The sequence below is a fragment of the Pseudomonas sp. 05N432 genome (genome assembly GCF_056396945.1).
Genome location: NZ_JBFTMM010000020.1, coordinates 61,047 through 75,675, shown reverse-complemented (window position 1 = coordinate 75,675; position 14,629 = coordinate 61,047). Strand labels below are relative to the sequence as shown.

Sequence of the window (14,629 nt, the reverse complement as noted above, 5' to 3'; positions counted from 1 at the left end):
GTTTTTGATTTTGTAGACGAAAAGTCTGGAGGGAAAGCTATATGCAGGGGATAGGGCTGTTCCGTAGCAGCTGGCGAAGCCTGCGTTCGAGCGCGCAGCGGTCGTAAAATCCACCTCTACGGTTTATCGGGGGGAACCCTACGACTGCTTCGCAGCCGGACGCAGGCTTCGCCAGCTGCTACAAAAGCCTGGTTTAGCGGTTTTCGCCCAACGCCTTATTCACCGCCAACCAACCATCCACCGCCGCCTCGCCAGCCTCGGCAAACACTCGCTCAAGCAATTTCACTTGCTCACGTCGCAGCGACTCCTCGAACCGCGCGCCGTCGACGGTCAGTTGCAGCAGGCGTTTACGCTTGTCGGTCGCTGACGCCACGCTGTCCACCAGGTGCATCTCCACCAATTGGCGCAGCGGAATATTCAGCGCCTGCTTGCTCACACCAAGTAGCGCGAGCAATTCCTTGACGCTCAGGGCCGGGTAGCGGGCGATGAAAAACACGATGCGCTGATGCACGCGGCTCAAACCGCGCCGCTCGAGCATTTCGTCGGCTTTGGCGGTGAAGGCCTGGTAGCCGAAGAAGAACGCTTCCATGGCGGCTTGCTGGGTGGTCTGGTTTTTAAGGTCAAGCATATTGACGTATCTGCTCGCGCTGTCGTAATTTCGGTCAAGTAGTTTGACTTAATTTCCTTGGCCTTCGCTACCGGTGACCCCCATGGCTTTTTCCGAACGTGTCTCGCGCCTTAAAAGTTCTTTGATCCGTGAAATCCTTGCCGCGGCTCAGCGCCCGGAAGTGATGTCGTTTGCTGGTGGCCTGCCTGCCGAAGCCATGCTGCCGAAGGTCGAGTGGGCTGACATGCCGTTGTCCATGGGCCAATACGGCATGAGCGAAGGCGAACCGGCATTACGCGAAGCGCTGGCAGCTGAGGCCCGGGCCTTGGGCGTACCGTGTGAGGCGAGTCAGGTGTTGGTGGTCAGCGGCTCCCAGCAAACCCTTGATCTGGCGGCCAAGCTGTACATCGACAAAGGCACCGAGATCATGCTCGAAGCGCCGACCTATCTGGCGGCGCTGCAAATCTTCCAGCTGTTCGGCGCTGACTGCCTGACCGTGCCGCTTGCGGCCGATGGCCCGGACCTGAAGGAGCTGCGTATGCGCCTGGAAAAACATCACCCGGCGTTCATCTATCTGATCCCGACGTTCCAGAACCCCTCGGCCGTGCGCTACAGCGACGCCAAGCGCGATGCAGTGGCAGCGTTGCTCGATGAGTTTGGCGTGACCCTGATCGAAGACGAACCCTACCGTGAACTGACCTTTGATGGCGGCAGCGCGACGCCTATCGTCAGTCGCTTGAAGAAGGCCAGCTGGATCTACACCGGCACCGTGTCCAAGACCTTGCTGCCTGGCTTGCGCGTCGGCTATCTGATCGCCAGCCCGGACCTGTTCCCGCACCTGCTGCGACTCAAGCAGTCGGCAGACCTGCACACCAACCGTGTCGGTCAATGGCAGGCGTTGCAATGGATTGGCAGCGAGAAGTTTCGCGATCACCTGAGTGAACTGCGGGACTTCTACCGGGTTCGGCGTGACGCCTTTCAGTTGGCACTGGAAACCCATTTCTCCGATCTGGCCGAGTGGAATGTGCCGCAGGGCGGGCTGTTTTTCTGGTTGACCCTGAAGCAGCCGTTGGACACCCGGACCTTGCTGAACGAGGCATTGGCGCAGGACGTGGCGTTCATGCCGGGAGAGCCGTTCTTCTCTGAACCGGACAACAATCCGGGGCATCTGCGGCTGAACTTCAGCCACATCGATCCGGCGCGGCTGGACGAAGGGCTTAAACGATTGGCTGGAGTGGTGCGTCAGGCACAGGCTGCGGAGGCGGCGTAAGGGAAAGCCAAAAACAAATAAACCGGCGAATGGGCCGGTTTATTTTTGTCCGGGATTTGTGGTGATAGTGCCGGCGTCTTCGCGAGCAGGCTCGCTCCCACATGGGATTTGTTTTGAACACAAAACTTATCCACAACACAAAACCACTGTGGGAGCGAGCCTGCTCGCGATGGCGTCCGTCAGATCACTACAAAAAGTCAGGCTGCCGCGAAGCGCTTGTCCAGATAATCAATGATCACCTTGGACTCATACATCCAGGTGGTCTGGCCATTCTCTTCGATGCGCAGGCACGGCACCTTGATCTTGCCACCTTGCTCCAGCAGGGTCTGGCGATCCTGTTCGTTGTTCTTCGCATCACGCAACGCCACCGGCACATTCAGGCGGCGCAGGGTGCGGCGGGTTTTCACGCAGAACGGGCAGGCGTGGAACTGATACAGCGTCAGGCCTTTCGCTGCGTTTTCGACCTGGGCCTGAGCGGCGGCGGGGCGCTTCTTTTTGCTCGGGCGGGTGAGGAAGTCGATGAAAATGATCAGCTGGCCGAGGCCGACACGAAGCGCTTTTACTAACACGGTATAAGCCTCACGGGCGAATGAAGAAAGGCGCGCAGCTTACCTGATTTTTCACAGGCGAAAAAAAACCGGCGATGAATGCCGGTTTTCTTCGTACAGCGGATTACTTGATCAGGCTGAGAAACTCGCTGCGGGTCGCCGCGTTTTCGCGGAACTCACCGAGCATCACCGAGGTGATCATCGACGAGTTCTGTTTCTCTACACCGCGCATCATCATGCACATGTGCTGGGCTTCGATCACCACCGCCACGCCCAGGGCGCCAGTAACTTGCTGGACCGCCTCGGCGATCTGCCGGCTGAGGTTTTCCTGGATCTGCAGGCGGCGGGCGTACATATCGACGATCCGCGCGACTTTCGACAGGCCCAGCACCTTGCCACTCGGGATATAGGCAACGTGGGCCTTGCCGATGAATGGCAGCAAGTGGTGTTCGCACAACGAGTAGAGCTCGATGTTCTTGACCAGCACCATTTCGCTGTTGTCGGAGCTGAACAAGGCACCGTTGGTGACTTCTTCGAGCGTCTGCTCATAACCGCGGCAAAGGTACTGCATGGCTTTGGCGGCACGTTTAGGCGTGTCGAGCAGACCTTCGCGGGTGGCGTCTTCGCCAAGCTGGCCGAGGATCGCCGTGTAATTCTGTTCCAGTGTCACAGGGGCTGATTCCATAAGGGTTTCAGAGGGGTACTGTTTCTGTCTGTACCAATTTTGTACCAATCAAGCTGTTTTCGAGCTTCCCGAGTTCGCCCCAGTCGGTGCTGGAGTTTATCCATCGGGCGTAGGTCGATAGCAACATCTGAACGCTATGACCGAGCTGATTGGCAATAAATGCAGGGTTCATACCCGCCATGAGGCACATGGTAGCGTATGTGTGCCGGCAGTTGTATTGCCGGCGGGCGCGAAGCTTCAAATGGGTGATGGAGAAACAGCCTTTCGATGCCAAGCGCTGTTTCGCCTGACGGGCGAGTTAAGGTGATGACCGCCCAGCGAAAAGGGGGGGCTGGTGTGAGCCATAAAATTTGATTGGCGGCCGGCTGTCACCGCCTGAGGGTGTTACAACCGGATCGTCTGCCAAGTGAGTCCGTCGGAACTGGATGTGTTGTGCACCAGCCAAAGTTCGGTGACACGTTGTGGGCGCATTGGCGGCACCAAGGTTTCTCTGGGGGAGTTGACTGCCAGGGCGGTGCAGGCTGTCTTACTACCGCTTGATCCGCGTGGGGGGCAGGCACGACTCGGTCGTAGCCGGTGGAGAGGATACGGGTTCGACGGGTTCAACCGATCCGGTTGAGTTAAAGGGCAAACCTTGCAGTTGAATCCTGCTGGCGCGGTGGCTTTTAGCCTTGACTTAAGACCGGCAAATCGGCTTCAAGCTTTTTCGATCCGTCCAGCACGTCGATTTGGCAAAACATCGCAGCGGCGGGGACGACCGTGGGGACCAGAACTCTGGGCCCCGCGGTGGCAGATCAACTAGCCAACTCTAATAACCGGCCCGTCAGTTGCACCCGTAGTTACCGGAGAAGTAGATTTGAAGGTGAGCGAGACATCGCTCACGGTAAAGGTTTCATTTTTGCGCCCAGTGTTCGCCATGGTGGCCCACCGGATTCGAGAGTATCCAGAAGTGGTGGCTGTGCCTGAGCTGTGGTCCCCGTTATCAATCGGGCCACAAGTGAATACCATGGACTGATGCCCATCTGCCTGATTGACGTTCCACCACCGCACATTCGCGAGCGTGTTGTCGTCCTCTTTTACGTCATTGACTTGGATAGTGAACGTCGCCGATTTGAGGTCAAGGCCCGAGGTGTTGCGCAAAACTGGAACGACTTTTGTGGATAGGTCCGTGAGGGGGGGGTAATACTCCTGGCTGTTCAGATTGAGCGTCACTGGGCTGGGCAGATCCAAGGTGATCAGGATGCCATTCTGGTTGAAGAGGGTGTAGGTTTGAACTTGCCCTAGGGTGTCGTTCGAGATTTTTCCCTTGAGTGCTTCAGACATTTTAATTTCCTTTTTTTATCTGCGCTGAAATTCTAGAAAAGAATTTCTCCTTGTTACGCGATCCCAACCTTGGAAACGCGCTGGGCAATTCTTGATGGGAGAACTCACTCTGTCAAATGTTTGAAAGCCTATTCGTCAATTTTTTATTTATGGCTAAAGGGAGGATGATTTGAATGACGTTTTCTTGATCCTAAGTGCCTGATCTGAAACTAAAAGTGAAGAAGTTCGGGGCTTCGCCAATGGTGATGGTTACCTACAAATACAAAAAACGAGGACATAGCTTCGCATGAAGATTAGAAGTAAAACTCTCTGGCATCAACGGTAGCGTATTTACCTTCACATTGGAGTCGCGGGCAGAAAACGAAGGCCTCAGGCCTGTCCGCTGCCGGCCAAGCCAAGCCGGTTAGCAAGAGCGGATTTCAGAAGCTATAGGCATCCGAAGTATATTAAATAAGTGTTATATATTGCTATTGGCTATAAGCGGGTTGATTCTAAAGTGTGCGGTAGATTTGGATGCTGAGAGCTGGATGCGAGCATGAATGCATAAGCAATCAATGGTTTGATTTCCGCGGAGGGCGCGCTAGGAAGCGCAATTAAAGCTATGGGTGATTTTTGATTGGGCGGTGAGTTGGGCGTTAAGAGGTTCTGAAGCAAGCGTGGAAAAATCGCTCGGTAGTAGTGTGACTGCTTCGGCCGATTTCATTTGTACCAAGTGGGGTTGGATCGACTGTTAAATAAAACTTCAGTGGAGCGTTGACCATCTGGAGGAGTTATTTTTTTTCCAGGTTGTTCCGACATCGTCACGCTTGTCGAGAATCCGGCCACCTTTATGTCTAGATTGAAGTTACTCCCTACCCTAAGTATATCGCCACCAGTTTACTGCCCCCGGACACTTGGAAAACCGCTCCTATAACGTAGCGGTGTAATGCTGTTCCAGGGGCATGAAACTACCTGTGGGATTTTACGCAAAGGGCACGGTGGCAAATACGGCACTGCAAGCGTGAAGCGACAGCTTTACTCGTCACGACCTTCCATCATGGTGCGTTTGAGCATCACGTAAACCGCTCCGGCGCCGCCATGTTTTGGCTGGCACGAGGTGAAGCCGAGCACCTGTGGATGCTGACGCAGCCACGTGTTGACGTGACTTTTGATCATCGGCCGCTTGCCGTCCAGGCGTACAGCCTTGCCATGAGTCACGCGTACGCAACGGATTTCGAATTTTGTGGCTTCGGCGAGAAAAGCCCACAGCGTCTCGCGGGCTTTTTCGACGGTCATGCCGTGCAGGTCGAGGCTGCCTTCGAACGGGATCTGCCCGACCTTCAGCTTGCGCATCTGGCTTTCCTGCACGCCGTCACGCGCCCACATCAACTCGTCTTCCGGACCGACATCGATCACGAACTGATCGGACAGACCGTCAACGGTGGTGGCATCGGTGCGCACGGTGGCGGCCTGACGCAGCTTGGCGATGTGCGCGCGGTCAGCCTTGGGTTTGCCGGTTTCGGCGCGATCGTGCTTGATCGGCTTGACGCCTTGGATCGCGCTTTTGAACAGGGAAAAATCGTCGTCTTGCATGTCAGCCTCCGCGAAGGGCGGCCAGTTTACCCAAGTCGAGGTGAATCGGGCGCGTCAAAACGCAACGCGCACCACTCAGTCATGTTTTTTCATCAAGTGCGGAGCCAGGTTCAGCTCGCGCGGTTGGCGCATCCGACGGCGGCAGCGACGCCACAACGCAACACCGACATACAGCAGCAACAGGCCTATCGCCAGAACCACCGCCGCGCCGGCCGGGCTGGCGTTCAACTCGCCGAGCGCCGGCGGGTGGCCCAACAGGCTGGCTGCACCGGCCATCATCAGCAACACGCCGAGGGTTGCCAGCAGCGCGGAAAATGCCGCACCAAAACGATAACGCCAGTTGCGTGGGCCTTTGGGCCGCAAGCGGCGAGCGTCAAAACCATCGGATTTCTTCATTCCGACCTTCCTCAATGGGTATCGGCCCTTCGACCGGGAGTTGACCGGGTGGTTCCTGAGGCTAAGGCAATTGCAGGGAATGAGAGGTTTTTGCGGATGAGCGGCTGCGTTGGCCGCTCATCAAGCGCTCGATCAGATCAGGTCCTGAGTCTGGGCGAGGGTCGCGAAGTTGTCGGCCATGATCGCCATTTCAGTCTGCTGGACATGTTCGGCGCTGAGGACTCCGCCTTTGTGAGGCAGGTCCCGGGTGGCACAGGCGTCTTCGACCAAGGTGCAGCGAAAGCCCAGGTTCTTCGCGGCGCGCACGGTGGTGCTGACGCTGGAGTGACTCATGAAACCGCAGACGATCAGGTCCAGCGAGCCGAGGTCTTGCAGGCGTTTTTCCAACGGGGTGCCGTGGAACGCGCTGGGCAGCAATTTACCGATGACGGTTTCGTCAGCCAGTGGTTCAAGGCCGGGGATGAACTCACCGCGTTCGCCTTGTGGGTCGAACAGGCCACCGACGGTGCCGAGGTGGCGAACATGGACGATTGGCCGACCCGCCTTGCGGGCAGCCGCGAGCAATTGCTTGATGTTGTCGACAGCGGCGTCCATGCCGGAAAGGGCCAGGGGGCCGCTCAAGTATTCTTTCTGGGCATCGATGATCACCAGCGTCGCGTGGGCCAGATTGGCCGGCGCGTAACCACGACCGCTGAGTTGAAACATCGTTTTTGGAACGGACATTCTGGGGCTCCTTCGAGTGGGGCTTTTGCGACATTGTCCTCTGGCTGAGCGCTTCTGTGAATCGCTACCATCGTAGGCACCGTCGTTGCTGGCCTGCAGCCTGTCAAGAGCTGAGCAGATGTTCAATCAAAAGCTGAAAATCAGGATCAATCCTACATTCGTCCGGTGATCTTTCTTGCGTCGTCGGGGCGGGTTTAGGCTGTTAGAATCGCCAGTCGTTTTTTCATGAGTTTGCCCCGTGATCACTTCCCGCCTGCGCACCTTGCGCGACCACATTCGTTGGGCTGTCAGCCGTTTTCATGGGGAGGATCTGTTTTTCGGCCATGGGACCGACAACGCCTGGGACGAAGCCCGCCAACTGGTGTTGGGGGCGTTGCACCTGCCGTGGGAAATTGCCGACAGCTACCTGGACTGCCGTCTTGAAGACGACGAACTGGTCAACCTGCAGCGCTTGCTCAAACGTCGAATCGAGGAGCGCATCCCGACGGCTTACCTGTTGGGCGAAGCCTGGTTCTGCGGGATGTCGTTCATCGTTGACGAGCGTGTATTGATTCCGCGTTCGCCGATTGGCGAACTGATCGAAAAACGTTTCGAGCCGTGGCTGGGCGCCGAGCCTGCGCGGATTCTCGACCTGTGCACCGGTTCCGGTTGCATCGGCATAGCCTGCGCCTACGAGTTCCAGAACGCTGAAGTGGTGTTGGCGGACCTGTCTTTCGAAGCGCTGGAAGTGGCCAATCAGAACATCGAGCGCCATGGCGTCGATGAGCGCGTGTACACCGTTCAGGGTGATGGCTTCGACGGTTTGCCAGGGCAGCGTTTCGACTTGATCGTGTCCAACCCGCCTTACGTTGATGCCGAAGATTTTGCCGACATGCCGGACGAATACCAGCACGAGCCCGAGCTGGGTCTGGCCTGCGGCGACGATGGTTTGAACCTGGTACGGCGCATGCTCGCTGAAGCGGCGGATCACCTGACCGAGAAGGGCTTGCTGATCGTTGAAGTCGGCAACAGCCAGGTACACGTCGAGGCGTTGTACCCGGAAGTCGATTTCGCCTGGCTGGAGTTCGAGCGCGGCGGTCACGGTGTGTTCATGCTCAGCGCCGAGCAATGCCGCCAGCATCAGGCGTTGTTCGCTGCCAGGGTTTAATGTGGTGAACGTGGCGAGGGAGCCTCAGCAAACTCCCTTGCCACAAGGGCCTCAGCAAACTCGGATTTTTAGCGGTGCGTAGCGATCCAGATCAGCAGTCCCGCCTGGAACACCGAAAACGCCACCAGACAAGTGATGGTGAAGCGTAGCCCGGTGTCCTCGCGTTTGTATTTGCTGACTTTCTCTTCCTGCTTTTGCAGTTTGACTTCCTGCTCCGCCAGATTCTGCTCGGCTTGCTGCAGCATCTGCGCGGCTTCGAGGATTTCCACGAACTGCAGCTTTTCGGAGTTCCAGTCGCCCAGCAGATCGCCGACCTTTACCTCTTTGACGCTGCCCTTCAAATGCTGGGCGTCGGCGTAGACCACGTCAAAGCCGTGCACCCGCAGGAAGTGGTCGCGGCGCAGGCGGGTGTCTTCGTTGAGGGCGTCCTTGTTGTTCAGGTCCGCACCGTCGACGGTGTAGCTCGACCACTTTTTCTTTGCCCACGTAATGCCTTGAGCCGCCAGAAAGCGGCCAATGCCACGGTTCAGCGGTTCAATCTGCAGACCGCTGTCGGGACCGAAGTGCACGCGACGGTTCTCATGATCGACCCAGACGTCCAGGTGGTTCTGTTCTTTGCGCACCCGTTGACCGGGCAGTGAAATGCTCATGCGCAGCAGGCTGCGTTCTTTGCTGTTGCGCTCGGCATAACCGAACTCGACAAAGCGCAATGGCCGCCCACCGGTCGCTCGATCGGTTTTCAGCGGCGCCAGGCGAAGCATCTTGTGGTGCTCGGCCTGGACGTCCGACCACGGCAGGTCGACCACTTCAGTGGCGGTGGTTTCTGGCGCGGTTTCGGGTGAATTCTGGGTATCAGTCATAACGGCGAGATCCTGTCCAAGCCCTGCTTGGCGGCAGCCAATGGGCTGCCGACACCGGCTTATCGGCCGTTTTTTCCAGGACTGGAGGGAAACTCCGGCTTAACTGGCGCGAAGTCCGTCAATAAAGCTCAAGATCTGAGTCCCGAGCTCGACGGCGAGGGGCAGTTGCGGGTCTTTGTAGGAGGCCAATTGACGCTTGATGTCGTTGGGCACGATACGCATCACGTGGTTCATGCCTTCGATCAGCGCCAGTTGGGCATCCGGTTTCGCCGCTTTGAGCATCCGTGCGTCACCGACGCCGACCTGCATGTCGTTGCTGCCCTGGATGATCAGCGCCGGCATTTTCAGTTTGGCGAAAGCCGCGGCCGGGGCCTGGCGAAACAGGCTGATCAGGTACGGTTGCACGCTGGGACGGAAGATCACCTGCAACGGCGTCGGAACATGTTCATCGACATGCCCGGCCTTGAGGCTGTCCAGCAGCTCATTGCTGCGCAGCAGCAGATCGGGTGGCATTCGATTGCTCAATTGTTGGCGCAAGACCTGATCGACCGGGCGGGCGCTACCGGACACGGAAATCACCGCGGCGGCATCGACTTGCGGAGCGGCGAGTGTGGCCACCAATGCACCTTCACTGTGCCCGAGCAGAATCAATGGCCCCATACGCGGGTCGGACTTGAGTTTCTGACCCCAGGCCACAGCATCGGCTACGTAGGCTTCAAGGGTCAGATTGCGTTCATCCGGGGTTGCCGCAAGGCTGGCCGCCACACCGCGCTTGTCGTAACGCACGCTGGCGATGTTGTGTTTGGCCAACACCCAGGCCAGGCGCTTGAGGCTGTCGTTGTTGCCGCCTTCCGGATTATTGCCGTTACGATCAGTCGGGCCCGAGCCGGATATGATCAGCACAACCGGTACCGGGCTGTCGGACTTTGGCAGCAACATCGAGCCGAAAAGCTCACCGGTGCCGGTATCCAGACTGATTGGCCGTTGCAGAACTACAGCGGCCTGGACTGCATTGGAAAGCAGGCCGGTAAACAGGGTAAGGCTCAAGGCAATAACTCGCAGCATCATCACGCCATCATTCAGAAGGTGTCGGTTGGACTCGAAGGCACCAATAAGGTTCGAGGATGAACTAGTTGGATAGCCTGCGTATACTCGCCGACATTACATTTTCAGGTTGAGTCACTCAGCGAATTCACGGAGCGTCCTGCATGTCCGGCAATACCTACGGCAAGCTGTTCACTGTCACCACCGCGGGCGAAAGCCATGGTCCGGCGTTGGTCGCCATTGTCGACGGCTGCCCGCCGGGCCTTGAGCTGTCCCTGGAAGACTTGCAGCGTGATCTGGACCGCCGCAAGCCCGGCACCAGCCGTCACACCACCCAGCGTCAGGAAGCCGACGAAGTCGAAATCCTCTCCGGCGTGTTCGAAGGCCGCACCACCGGTTGCGCGATTGGTCTGCTGATCCGCAATACCGACCAGAAGTCCAAGGACTACTCGGCGATCAAGGACCTGTTCCGCCCGGCCCACGCCGACTACACCTATCACCACAAATACGGCGAGCGCGATTACCGTGGCGGTGGTCGCAGCTCGGCGCGGGAAACCGCCATGCGTGTGGCTGCGGGGGCGATTGCGAAAAAATACCTGGCGACCCAGGGCATCGTCATTCGCGGCTACATGAGCCAGCTCGGGCCTATCGAAATCCCGTTCAAGACCTGGGACTCGGTCGAGCAAAACGCCTTCTTCAGCCCCGACCCGGACAAAGTGCCAGAGCTTGAGGCCTACATGGATCAATTGCGCCGCGACCAGGATTCGGTCGGCGCGAAGATCACCGTAGTCGCCGAAGGCGTGAAGCCTGGGCTCGGCGAACCGATCTTCGACCGTCTCGACGCCGAACTGGCCCATGCGCTGATGAGCATCAACGCGGTGAAAGGCGTGGAAATCGGCGCCGGCTTCTCCAGTGTCGCCCAGCGCGGCACCGAGCACCGTGACGAAATGACCCCCGAAGGTTTCCTCAGCAACAACGCGGGCGGGATTCTGGGCGGCATCTCTTCGGGGCAACCAATCGTTGCGCACCTGGCGCTCAAGCCAACGTCGAGCATCACCACGCCGGGCCGTTCGATCGATATCCACGGCAACCCGGTGGACGTCGTTACCAAGGGCCGTCATGACCCGTGCGTCGGCATCCGTGCCACGCCGATTGCCGAAGCGATGATGGCCATCGTGTTGATGGACCACCTGCTGCGCAATCGCGGGCAAAACGCCGACGTGCGCGTCAGCACCCCGGTGCTGGGCCAGCTGTGAAGCCGTGCCCTGACGTCGCCGCGGTCTGACGGCCGTGGCGGCGCTTCCATACTGGCGGTTGTCCAGCTTCTATCTGTTCTATTTCGCCTTGCTCGGTTCGACCGCGCCGTTCCTGGCGCTGTACTTCGATCACCTGGGGTTTTCCAGCGCGCGCATTGGCGAACTGGTGGCGATTCCGATGCTGATGCGCTGCGTCGCACCGAATATCTGGGGCTGGCTCGGTGACTACACCGGCCGGCGCCTGGCCATCGTGCGTTTCGGCGCGATCTGTACGCTGCTGACCTTTTCGCTGATCTTCGTCAGCAAAAGCTACGCCTGGCTGGCGATGGTCATGGCGTTGCATGCGTTCTTCTGGCACGCGGTATTGCCGCAGTTCGAGGTCATTACCCTCGCGCATTTGCAGGGCCAGACTTCGCGCTACAGCCAGATCCGCTTGTGGGGATCGATCGGTTTCATCATCACCGTGGTTGCGTTGGGGCGGCTGTTCGAATGGTTGAGCCTGGACATCTACCCGGTGACGCTGGTGGTGATCATGGGCGGGATAGTCATCAGCAGCCTCTGGGTGCCGAACGCCCAGCCGGCGCAAGGCAACCGGCAGGTGGGCGAGGGCTTTCTCAAGCAACTGCGCAACCCCGGCGTGTTGGCATTTTATGGCTGCGTGGCACTGATGCAGATGAGCCATGGGCCGTATTACACCTTTCTGACCCTGCACCTCGAACACCTGGGTTACAGCCGTGGCGTGATCGGCATGCTCTGGGCGTTGGGGGTGGTGGCTGAAGTCGTGATGTTTATATTCATGAGCAATATCCTTGCGCGCTTCTCGGTGCGCCGGGTGCTGATGGCGAGTTTCCTGCTGGCGGCGTTACGCTGGCTGCTGCTCGGCTCGTTCGCCGAATTCCTGTGGGTGCTGCTGTTTGCGCAGATTCTGCATGCAGCAACCTTCGGCAGTTTTCACGCCGCTGCCATCCATTTCGTGCAACGTAGCTTCGGCGCACGCCAGCAAGGGCAGGGCCAGGCGTTGTACGCAGCACTGGCCGGCACCGGCGGTGCGTTGGGCGCGTTGTATTCCGGTTACAGCTGGAATGCCCTGGGCGCTACATTGACCTTTAGTATTGCCAGCCTCGCAGCGTTCGCTGCAGCCGTTATCATTGCCACACGTATGCAAGAGGACAGGCCATGAGCCTTACCCGTGAACAGCTCGCCCAGCAAATCATCGACGCCGGGCGTTTTTTGTATGGCCGAGGCTGGTCGCCCGCCACCAGCAGCAACTATTCGACGCGACTGTCGGCCACCGAAGCCCTGTTGACCGTTTCCGGTAAACACAAAGGGCAGTTGGGGATGGATGACGTGCTGGCCACGGATATGTCGGGCAACAGCCTGGAACCTGGCAAGAGGCCGTCTGCCGAAACCCTGCTGCACACCCAGTTATATAATTGGCGTGCCGACATCGGTGCGGTGCTGCACACCCATTCGGTCAATGCCACGGTGTTGTCGCGGCTGCTGCAGGGGCCGGTCATTACGTTTGAAGACTACGAACTGCAAAAAGCCTTCAGCGGGATCTCGACCCATGAGTCCAGGGTGCGGGTGCCGATCTTCGACAACGATCAGGACATCGGGCGCCTGGCGTCCAAAGTCCAGCCATGGCTCGACGACCATCCCGACTGTGTCGGTTACCTGATTCGCGGTCATGGCCTCTATACCTGGGGTCCGAAGATGAGCGATGCGTTGCGGCAGATCGAAGCGTTTGAGTTCCTGTTTGAATGCGAGCTGAAAATGCGCGCGTTGATTAACCGTTAAGGCCTACTTCATCTGAAGTCGCCAACCGCCTGATGAAACGCGTTGCCTGACCGGCCTGTAAAGCTGGACGGCAGCGCCGCTAACGAGGAATTGCCAACATGAGCAGCCTGTCCGTTTACCACGTTTCAAGCCCGGACCTGCCGAACAAGGTCCTGACCCACTTCGACGATATCGCTTCGACGCTGGCCGAAAAAGGCGTGCGCTTCGACCGTTGGCAAGCCGCGGCGAAGATCCAGCCGGGCGCCAGCCAGGAAGAAGTGATTGCCGCTTATCAGGTGCAGATCGATCAATTGATGACCGAGCGCGGTTACATCACCGTCGACGTGATCAGCCTCAACAGCGATCACCCGCAAAAAGCCGAATTGCGCGCCAAGTTCCTGGAAGAGCATCGCCATGGCGAAGACGAAGTACGATTTTTCGTCGCGGGCCGTGGCCTGTTTACCTTGCACATCGACGACTACGTGTACGCCGTGCTCTGCGAGAAAAACGACCTGATTTCGGTGCCCGCTGGCACTGCACACTGGTTCGACATGGGCGAGCATCCGCACTTCGTGGCGATTCGGCTGTTCAACAACCCTGACGGCTGGGTGGCCAACTTCACCGGCGATGACATCGCCAGTCGCTTCCCGCGCCTCGAGGACTGATGGCATGACGATCAAAGCCATTCTCACCGACATCGAAGGCACCACCAGCGCGGTGAGTTTTGTGTTCGACGTGCTGTTTCCCTACGCCGCCAGACATTTGCCGGATTTTGTCCGGCAACAGGCGCAACGGGCCGATGTTGCCCGGCAGATCGACGCGGTACGCCAGGACAGCGCCGAGCCTGGCGCTGACGTTGAACGGGTAATCGAAATCCTGCTGGGCTGGATTGCCGAAGACCGCAAGGCCACGCCACTCAAGGCGTTGCAAGGGATGGTCTGGGAGCAGGGTTATCAGGCCGGGCAGTTGAAGGGCCATGTCTACCCGGATGCGGTCGACGCACTGAAACGCTGGCATCAGGCCGGTTATCAACTGTTTGTTTACTCGTCCGGTTCGATCCAGGCCCAGAAGCTGATCTTCGGTTGTTCCGAGGCCGGTGATTTGACGCCACTGTTCAGCGGCTACTTCGACACTACCTCGGGACCCAAGCGTGAGGCGCAGTCCTATCAGCGCATTACCCAGGCCATTGGCTGCGAGCCTGCGCAGATCCTGTTTCTCTCCGACATCGTTCAGGAGCTGGATGCCGCCCGTGAAGCCGGCATGGCCACCTGCGGACTGGTACGCGAAGGCGGTGAGCTCGCCGGGCATCTGAATGTCAGCAGCTTTTCACAGATCGATCCCGCCACGTTCTGAGTGGCTACGGCTGACTGCAACTCACGCGGTCAGCCGACTTTCCATCACGGACTAACATCATGGCCAACG

16 protein-coding genes and 1 pseudogene are annotated in these 14,629 nt (G+C 58.4%); 7 read left to right on the top strand and 10 right to left on the bottom strand.

Going from position 1 to position 14,629, the window contains the following annotated elements:
• Positions 1-193: 193 nt before the first annotated feature.
• Entirely contained in the window at positions 194-628 is a 435-nt protein-coding gene (locus AC1DHT_RS23420; protein WP_427541517.1) for a MarR family winged helix-turn-helix transcriptional regulator, read from the bottom strand.
• Positions 629-710: 82 nt separating this feature from the next.
• On the opposite strand from AC1DHT_RS23420, the gene AC1DHT_RS23415 reads away from it, so the two are divergent.
• Positions 711-1,877: an aminotransferase-like domain-containing protein gene (locus AC1DHT_RS23415; RefSeq protein WP_427541514.1), complete on the top strand. Its 1,167-nt coding sequence runs from the start codon at positions 711-713 to the stop codon at positions 1,875-1,877.
• Between the two features lie 197 nt (positions 1,878-2,074).
• On the opposite strand, the gene AC1DHT_RS23410 is transcribed toward AC1DHT_RS23415, so the two are convergent.
• From AC1DHT_RS23410 to AC1DHT_RS23380, 7 genes and pseudogenes are all read right to left on the bottom strand, one after another.
• Positions 2,075-2,446 carry a glutathione S-transferase N-terminal domain-containing protein gene (locus AC1DHT_RS23410; RefSeq protein ID WP_123580334.1) on the bottom strand — a complete coding sequence of 124 codons (372 nt, stop codon included), beginning with the start codon at positions 2,444-2,446 and terminating at the stop codon, positions 2,075-2,077.
• Positions 2,447-2,549: 103 nt separating this feature from the next.
• On the bottom strand, positions 2,550-3,095 hold the full coding sequence (folE, locus tag AC1DHT_RS23405; protein ID WP_071554020.1) for a GTP cyclohydrolase I FolE: 546 nt from the start codon (positions 3,093-3,095) through the stop codon (positions 2,550-2,552).
• 22 nt (positions 3,096-3,117) lie between these two features.
• A pseudogene (locus AC1DHT_RS23400) lies at positions 3,118-3,351 on the bottom strand (site-specific integrase); the annotation flags it as partial.
• A gap of 557 nt (positions 3,352-3,908) precedes the next feature.
• On the bottom strand, positions 3,909-4,433 hold the full coding sequence (locus AC1DHT_RS23395) for a hypothetical protein (RefSeq protein ID WP_427532224.1): 525 nt from the start codon (positions 4,431-4,433) through the stop codon (positions 3,909-3,911).
• 1,014 nt (positions 4,434-5,447) lie between these two features.
• Entirely contained in the window at positions 5,448-6,005 is a 558-nt protein-coding gene (locus AC1DHT_RS23390; RefSeq protein WP_054593499.1) for a Smr/MutS family protein, read from the bottom strand.
• A gap of 75 nt (positions 6,006-6,080) precedes the next feature.
• Complete coding sequence (locus AC1DHT_RS23385; RefSeq protein ID WP_427532222.1) at positions 6,081-6,401, bottom strand: hypothetical protein; 321 nt, start codon at positions 6,399-6,401, stop codon at positions 6,081-6,083.
• Positions 6,402-6,533: 132 nt separating this feature from the next.
• Positions 6,534-7,124 (bottom strand): cysteine hydrolase family protein, encoded by a 591-nt coding sequence (locus tag AC1DHT_RS23380; protein ID WP_427541511.1) that lies wholly within the window; start codon positions 7,122-7,124, stop codon positions 6,534-6,536.
• A gap of 238 nt (positions 7,125-7,362) precedes the next feature.
• Here AC1DHT_RS23380 and prmB point away from each other — a divergent pair, with 238 nt between their 5' ends.
• Complete coding sequence (gene prmB / locus AC1DHT_RS23375) at positions 7,363-8,271, top strand: 50S ribosomal protein L3 N(5)-glutamine methyltransferase (RefSeq protein ID WP_427541508.1); 909 nt, start codon at positions 7,363-7,365, stop codon at positions 8,269-8,271.
• Between the two features lie 68 nt (positions 8,272-8,339).
• Here prmB and AC1DHT_RS23370 read toward each other — a convergent pair whose 3' ends face one another.
• Complete coding sequence (locus AC1DHT_RS23370) at positions 8,340-9,131, bottom strand: hypothetical protein (RefSeq protein WP_427541505.1); 792 nt, start codon at positions 9,129-9,131, stop codon at positions 8,340-8,342.
• 99 nt (positions 9,132-9,230) lie between these two features.
• Positions 9,231-10,244, bottom strand: coding sequence for an alpha/beta hydrolase (locus tag AC1DHT_RS23365; RefSeq protein ID WP_427541594.1), 1,014 nt, complete (start codon positions 10,242-10,244; stop codon positions 9,231-9,233).
• A gap of 95 nt (positions 10,245-10,339) precedes the next feature.
• Here AC1DHT_RS23365 and aroC point away from each other — a divergent pair, with 95 nt between their 5' ends.
• From aroC to mtnC, 5 genes are all read left to right on the top strand, one after another.
• Positions 10,340-11,431, top strand: a complete 1,092-nt coding sequence (aroC, locus tag AC1DHT_RS23360) for a chorismate synthase (RefSeq protein WP_427541502.1) — start codon at positions 10,340-10,342, stop codon at positions 11,429-11,431.
• Between the two features lie 34 nt (positions 11,432-11,465).
• Positions 11,466-12,611, top strand: a complete 1,146-nt coding sequence (locus AC1DHT_RS23355; protein ID WP_427541499.1) for an MFS transporter — start codon at positions 11,466-11,468, stop codon at positions 12,609-12,611.
• Complete coding sequence (locus AC1DHT_RS23350; protein ID WP_427532211.1) at positions 12,608-13,228, top strand: methylthioribulose 1-phosphate dehydratase; 621 nt, start codon at positions 12,608-12,610, stop codon at positions 13,226-13,228. Before AC1DHT_RS23355 ends, AC1DHT_RS23350 begins: the two co-directional genes overlap by 4 nt.
• 98 nt (positions 13,229-13,326) lie before the next feature.
• On the top strand, positions 13,327-13,872 hold the full coding sequence (locus AC1DHT_RS23345) for a 1,2-dihydroxy-3-keto-5-methylthiopentene dioxygenase (protein ID WP_427541496.1): 546 nt from the start codon (positions 13,327-13,329) through the stop codon (positions 13,870-13,872).
• Between the two features lie 4 nt (positions 13,873-13,876).
• Positions 13,877-14,560 (top strand): acireductone synthase, encoded by a 684-nt coding sequence (gene mtnC, locus AC1DHT_RS23340; protein ID WP_427532208.1) that lies wholly within the window; start codon positions 13,877-13,879, stop codon positions 14,558-14,560.
• Positions 14,561-14,629: the final 69 nt, after the last annotated feature.

Bases quoted from the DNA above. Each gene is read 5' to 3' on its own strand.
- AC1DHT_RS23395 (WP_427532224.1), bottom strand. From the start codon at position 4,433: ATGTCTGAAGCACTCAAGGGAAAAATCTCGAACGACACCCTAGGGCAA.
- mtnC (WP_427532208.1), top strand. From the start codon at position 13,877: ATGACGATCAAAGCCATTCTCACCGACATCGAAGGCACCACCAGCGCG.
- AC1DHT_RS23345 (WP_427541496.1), top strand. From the start codon at position 13,327: ATGAGCAGCCTGTCCGTTTACCACGTTTCAAGCCCGGACCTGCCGAAC.
- AC1DHT_RS23380 (WP_427541511.1), bottom strand. From the start codon at position 7,124: ATGTCCGTTCCAAAAACGATGTTTCAACTCAGCGGTCGTGGTTACGCG.
- AC1DHT_RS23415 (WP_427541514.1), top strand. From the start codon at position 711: ATGGCTTTTTCCGAACGTGTCTCGCGCCTTAAAAGTTCTTTGATCCGT.
- AC1DHT_RS23420 (WP_427541517.1), bottom strand. From the start codon at position 628: ATGCTTGACCTTAAAAACCAGACCACCCAGCAAGCCGCCATGGAAGCG.
- AC1DHT_RS23350 (WP_427532211.1), top strand. From the start codon at position 12,608: ATGAGCCTTACCCGTGAACAGCTCGCCCAGCAAATCATCGACGCCGGG.
- aroC (WP_427541502.1), top strand. From the start codon at position 10,340: ATGTCCGGCAATACCTACGGCAAGCTGTTCACTGTCACCACCGCGGGC.
- AC1DHT_RS23370 (WP_427541505.1), bottom strand. From the start codon at position 9,131: ATGACTGATACCCAGAATTCACCCGAAACCGCGCCAGAAACCACCGCC.
- AC1DHT_RS23390 (WP_054593499.1), bottom strand. From the start codon at position 6,005: ATGCAAGACGACGATTTTTCCCTGTTCAAAAGCGCGATCCAAGGCGTC.
- AC1DHT_RS23385 (WP_427532222.1), bottom strand. From the start codon at position 6,401: ATGAAGAAATCCGATGGTTTTGACGCTCGCCGCTTGCGGCCCAAAGGC.